Consider the following 5135-nt stretch of genomic DNA (forward strand, 5'->3'; position numbering starts at 1 on the left):
CTTGTAATTCATTCGGATCTGCTAGGAGTTTTTTGACAAAATTTTCCCAAATCAGATGCAGAGATTTCCAGAAGTTTGAGTGGATTTTTTTCTGGAATGACGAGCTACAATTTATTTCTATATCTTCTGTTGATAGACACTTAATGTTATTGTTCATAAAATTATTCCTGAAAGTTGCTCAGTAAATAAAACAGTAACAACATCTCAGTTAGGAATCAAATCATGGCTTGCATAGGTTCTATAAATGGGATTTATAGATATCAAAAATCACTAATACAACCTTTTTGCCACAATAAAGTCAGGATGTGTATACCCTTGTTCTCATCAATTGCCTATGAAACTCTCCCAACTCCGAGCCATAGTTGCAGTAGCAGATTGTGGTAACTTTAGTGAGGCAGCCTTAGAATTGCAGCTTTCCCAACCTGCAATTAGTCATGCGATCGCTACCCTAGAAGAAGAATTAGGTGTGCCATTATTTGCTAGAGGTCGTCACGGTGCTGTGCTGACACCTGCTGGAGAGCGCATTTTGTATCATGCGCGGCAAGCAATGCAGCATTTAAAGATGATGCAACACGAAGCAAACCTGCATAAAGGTTTACACGGTGGTCATGTGCGAATTGCGGCTTTTCGGAGCGTTGCTACTCATCTATTACCAAAAGCGATCGCCCAATTTCACAATCAATTCCCAGAGATTGCTGTCACAATCATAGAGTGTGCTGCTTTCACGGATGTAGAGCAGTGTTTGCATGATGGACGTGCTGATATTGGTATTACCTGTCTGCCAACTGGTGAAGAATTTGAAACCTGGGAAATTTTTCGGGATGAGTATGTAGCTTTACTACCACCAGATACCAAAATTAGCAGTCCGCAAATTACTTGGGAAGACATAGCAGCCTATCCGCCGGTTTTGCTCCCTTGTACACCCTGTGGACGCATTCTTCACAACCACCTGAAGACTTTGGCAATTCCAATCCATACTGCTAGCGACATTCAAGAAGATTCCACAGTCGTTAGCATGGTGAATCAAGGATTGAGAGCAGCTATTATGCCTCGTTTAGCAGCTGTACCCATTCCCTCAAAGGTGCAGGTATACAGTTTGCCTGCACCCCTCGAAAGAGTCATTGCAACTGCAACTTTATCTAATGCTCTGCAAGTACCTGCGGTATTCACATTTTTGGAGATGTTGAGTAAATTTGATTTTTATAGTTTAGCTAAATTCACTTCTTGAACACATACGAATTACGAATTACGAATTACGAATTACTTAAACCGATGCCTCCTTTAGCGAATTCTTCAACAGTTTTTTGGGAGAATTCATGAGTTGCGATCGCCTGCAACATTGCCAATGGTAAAGTTAAATGATTCGCCCCAGCTTGCAACGATGCGGCCGCTTCTTCAGGAGATTTGATACTAGCTGCTAAGATTTCCGTATCGCTACCTTTGAGTACGCTAGCCATATCCCGCACTAAAGCAATACCATCACCTAACAATCGGGTAGCTCGATTTACATAAGCTATGGCAATTTTAGCTCCTGCTTCCCGTGCTACTGCTGCCTGTGCTGCACTATAAATCGCTGTCACCGAACAGGTAATTTCTGGTGATAGACTCGCCACCACTTCAAACCCTAAGGGTGTTGCAGGAATCTTCAAAATTGTTTGTGAACCAATAATCTCGAAAGCTTTTCTACCTTCAGCTAGCATCCCAGCTTTATCGGATGCCATAAGTTGGTAGTATAACGGGCCATTTGTCAAGGCAACTAATTTTTTGAGCGTGGTTTCTGGTGGTGTATCGCTTTGAGATAACAGCGTGGGATTTGTTGTGATACCTTTTACCCATCCCCAAAGCTTAACAACTTCAGCTTCCGATGCGATCGCTGAGTCTAGATATAATGCCATACTTAATTCCTCACTTTTCCTATCTGCATTTCTCCTGCTACACACCATACATCGTCCAGAAGCTCTGCCCCTATCAGAGAAGTATTTTACTTGTTTATCTATACTTTTTTAAATACCTACCCTTGAAAACTACTACCCATTGCCCTTTCCTTGAGAAATGCATCAAATGTAAACCTATCCGGTAGCGAAGTTTGTGCGCCTGGTTTTGTCGCTGTCAAAGCACCTGCTGCTGCACCCCAAACAACTGCTTGATGTAAGGGAAGTCCTTCAAAAAGTGCCGCCGCTAAACCACCATTGAAAGCATCGCCTGCGGCTACTGTGTCAACTGCATGAACTGAAAACGCGGGTACAAAAAACTTTTCTTCAGCAGTGGCACAAAAAACACCCTTAGCACCTAGTTTGACGATCGCACATTTCACACCCCGTTGCAATAAAACCGCAGCTGCTTTGGCGGCTTGTTCCTCTCCATTCACAGGAAAACCAACCAACTGCGCTGCTTCAACTTCATTCGGTGTAATAATGTCCACCAATGGATACAGTTCATCTGGTAAATTAGATTGTGCGGGTGCGGGGTCAAAAATTACTTTTATATTTGCACCTTTTGCGGCTTTAGCAGCAGCAACTACGGCAGTCATAGGAATTTCTAGTTGTAAAAGTAGTGCCGTAGCTTCTGGTAATAAGTGGGATAATCGCTCTACATCTTCTTGATTGACGCGCCCATTTGCACCAGGAATGACAACAATTTGATTTTCACCAGTCTGACTCACGGTGATAATAGCGACTCCAGAACTAACAGTTTCATCCACAAAAATGTTATCAGTCTGCACACCAGATGTTTGCAAATTGTTAACAAGTTCCTTACCAAAATCGTCTGCACCTACACGCCCCACAATCTGGGTAGGAATGCCCAATTTTGCTAATGCTACGGCTTGATTGGCTCCTTTCCCTCCCGAAACTTTAAAAAAATCTTCTCCTAGCAACGTTTCTCCTGCAACTGGCAACCGGGGTGTTGTTGCTACCAAATCTATATTTATGCTGCCGAAGACGATAATACTCATGATGCTGATTTCTCTTGAGCTTAAAGTTATTTTGATTGATATTACAGGATGGCAGTAACGCAATATATCACATCTCGCATATTGACAACTACTCAACCCAGTTTTCTAATAGGAGGGTAGGAATACGAGAAAACTCTCGCACATTATTGGTGACTAGGGTAACTCCTAAACTCAGCGCATGAGAAGCAATGAGCATATCCATTGCACCAATAATAAGTCCTCTACTTTCGAGATCACTTCTGATGCTGCCGTAAATCGTTGCAGATGCCTGATTGAATTCGACAATTTCTAGAGGTAGCAGAAATTGCATTAGGGCAATGCGGTTTTTCTCTTGCTGTTGAACGCTAGTTGCTTCAAGTCGGCAAAGCCGCCCAACGCACTAGCTCCTTTTGGCAACTCCATATTCTAGTTCGGCAATGGTGATAGATAGAGGAGATACCAACATCAGAAATGCTAAGGGTTTGAAATTTATCCAGTACTTTTTGGGGTTTTTGCTTTATCAGGTAAATGCAGATGTTGGTATCAAGCAGGTATCGCATTTAAAAACTTTCTCTAGTGTCAATAACTGGCTGATCTCTGGTAGTCATGAAGTCATCAGAAAAATTGTCTAGACTATCGATGAGGGATTGCCAGAGGTTATCTTTGGCAATGAGGACAATAGCGTTACCAATTTTTTTGATATAGACTTCAGTGCCAGTGAGTTGAAAATCTTCTGGCAAAATAACGATTTGGTGAGTGCCATCAGTGGTGAGTTTGGCAGTGTTCATGGTGTTATTGTCCTGAAATTAGCTAATATTGCTGGTCTGGTTAGCACGAAATTTGATAAATGCAACTCTGAAACTTGGTTGAGTAGCTCATTGTTAAACCGAATCTATGGAAATCCTAGCAGTCCTGCCGAGGAATATGATGGTGACAAAAGGATCAATATGGTAAAGGCGATCGCCTATGGCCAGTTATTTCTTGCCGAAAGTGATCGCAAATTGCATAAATATCACCCTTACTCAGAAACTTGCACGAGAAAGGCGGTGGCAATGACATAGAGTAGTATGATCGCCATTAGCAATAACTAAAAAAGACATTATTGGCTGGTTCACTCACTGCTGTTACTATATTGCACCCAACTGATAACTGCTATATACTGCCTGCATCAGATTGCAATCAAAGGCTGGGGTTATGCCGAATACGACAGATGAAGGCAAAATTCACTTTATCTCACCACAGTTATTGAAGAAATTAGATTACCAAACGCCTATAAGTAAATTTTACGCTTCAGCGACCTATATGAGCCGCCGAACTGAGCCTGAAAGTCTTGATTTTTCCTTGGGTGATGCTCATGAAATGCCACCTCCAGGGTTTGTAGAAGCGCTGCAACGTTGGAGTGTACCGCAAAACTCCAGTTGGTATGGCTACAAGGGAAATATTCCCGAATCACGGGTTACTGTATCCGCATCTCTTCAGGATAAACGCGGAATTTCTATATTGCCTGAAGATATTTTTATGACTAATGGTACTATAGTCGGTTTGGCGATTTGTTTGCAAATATTAGCTGGGGAGGGAGATGAGGTAATTATTTTGACTCCACCCTGGTTAGGTTATAGGCGTATGGTGCATTTTACAGGTGCGGTTCCAGTGGGTGTGCCTGTAGATACCAACACCTTCGATATGAATTTGGAGGCGATCGCTGAAGCAATTACTGAACGAACTCGGGCAATAATTGTCAATTCACCTCACAACCCTACAGGTAAGATTTTTTCAGCTAGTACCCTAGAACGTTTGGCAACTATACTAGCTGAGGCTTCTAAACTCTACGGCAAGGCGATTTACATGATTTCTGATGAAACCTTCAGCCGCGTTGTTTTTGATAACCAATCTTGTCCCAGCCCTACCCAGTTTTACCCATTTTCTTTCTTGGTATATGGTTACAGTAAAACCTTAATGGCTCCAGGTCAACGTATCGGATATATCGCTCTACCCTCCACTATGCCCAAGAGGGAAGAAATAAGGCGAGTAATCGCCATGTTACAAGGAAGTGCTTTTGGTTGGTGTTTTCCTAGCGTACTAATGCAGTATGCCCTAACCGACTTAGAAAAAATAAACATAAATATCGAACATTTACAAAAAAAGCGAGATTGGATGGATTCGTCGCTGCGAGGCATGGGTTATCAACTGCATACCCCCGATG

8 protein-coding genes are annotated in these 5135 nt (G+C 42.4%); 4 read left to right on the forward strand and 4 right to left on the reverse strand.

Going from position 1 to position 5135, the window contains the following annotated elements; translation table 11 throughout:
* The first annotated feature begins 334 nt into the window (after positions 1–334).
* Positions 335–1228: a LysR family transcriptional regulator gene (locus IQ229_RS12335; protein ID WP_194044067.1), complete on the forward strand. Its 894-nt coding sequence runs from the start codon at positions 335–337 to the stop codon at positions 1226–1228.
* 25 nt (positions 1229–1253) lie between these two features.
* On the opposite strand, the gene IQ229_RS12340 is transcribed toward IQ229_RS12335, so the two are convergent.
* The 3 genes from IQ229_RS12340 to IQ229_RS23970 form a co-directional block, all read right to left on the reverse strand.
* The gene (locus IQ229_RS12340) at positions 1254–1895 is read right to left on the reverse strand and encodes a transaldolase family protein (RefSeq protein WP_194044069.1); all 642 of its coding nucleotides are present in this window, start codon (positions 1893–1895) and stop codon (positions 1254–1256) included.
* 116 nt (positions 1896–2011) lie between these two features.
* Positions 2012–2953, reverse strand: a complete 942-nt coding sequence (rbsK, locus tag IQ229_RS12345) for a ribokinase (protein WP_194044071.1) — start codon at positions 2951–2953, stop codon at positions 2012–2014.
* 88 nt (positions 2954–3041) lie between these two features.
* Positions 3042–3263: a type II toxin-antitoxin system VapC family toxin gene (locus IQ229_RS23970; RefSeq protein ID WP_228013418.1), complete on the reverse strand. Its 222-nt coding sequence runs from the start codon at positions 3261–3263 to the stop codon at positions 3042–3044.
* A gap of 79 nt (positions 3264–3342) precedes the next feature.
* Between IQ229_RS23970 and IQ229_RS23975 the strand changes: the two genes are divergently transcribed.
* Entirely contained in the window at positions 3343–3564 is a 222-nt protein-coding gene (locus tag IQ229_RS23975; RefSeq protein WP_228013419.1) for a hypothetical protein, read from the forward strand.
* Here the strand turns inward: IQ229_RS23975 and IQ229_RS12355 are convergent.
* Entirely contained in the window at positions 3493–3720 is a 228-nt protein-coding gene (locus IQ229_RS12355; protein WP_194044074.1) for an antitoxin, read from the reverse strand. The two genes, IQ229_RS23975 and IQ229_RS12355, sit on opposite strands and share 72 nt — an antisense overlap.
* A gap of 90 nt (positions 3721–3810) precedes the next feature.
* Here IQ229_RS12355 and IQ229_RS12360 point away from each other — a divergent pair, with 90 nt between their 5' ends.
* The gene (locus tag IQ229_RS12360; RefSeq protein WP_194044076.1) at positions 3811–3993 is read left to right on the forward strand and encodes a hypothetical protein; all 183 of its coding nucleotides are present in this window, start codon (positions 3811–3813) and stop codon (positions 3991–3993) included.
* Between the two features lie 133 nt (positions 3994–4126).
* Positions 4127–5135: aminotransferase class I/II-fold pyridoxal phosphate-dependent enzyme (locus tag IQ229_RS12365; protein ID WP_194044078.1), on the forward strand; the 1009-nt coding region annotated here is incomplete at its 3' end.

It is taken from the genome of Nostoc cf. edaphicum LEGE 07299 (genome assembly GCF_015207245.1).
In the GTDB taxonomy this organism is placed as follows: Bacteria; Cyanobacteriota; Cyanobacteriia; order Cyanobacteriales; family Nostocaceae; genus Nostoc; species Nostoc edaphicum_B.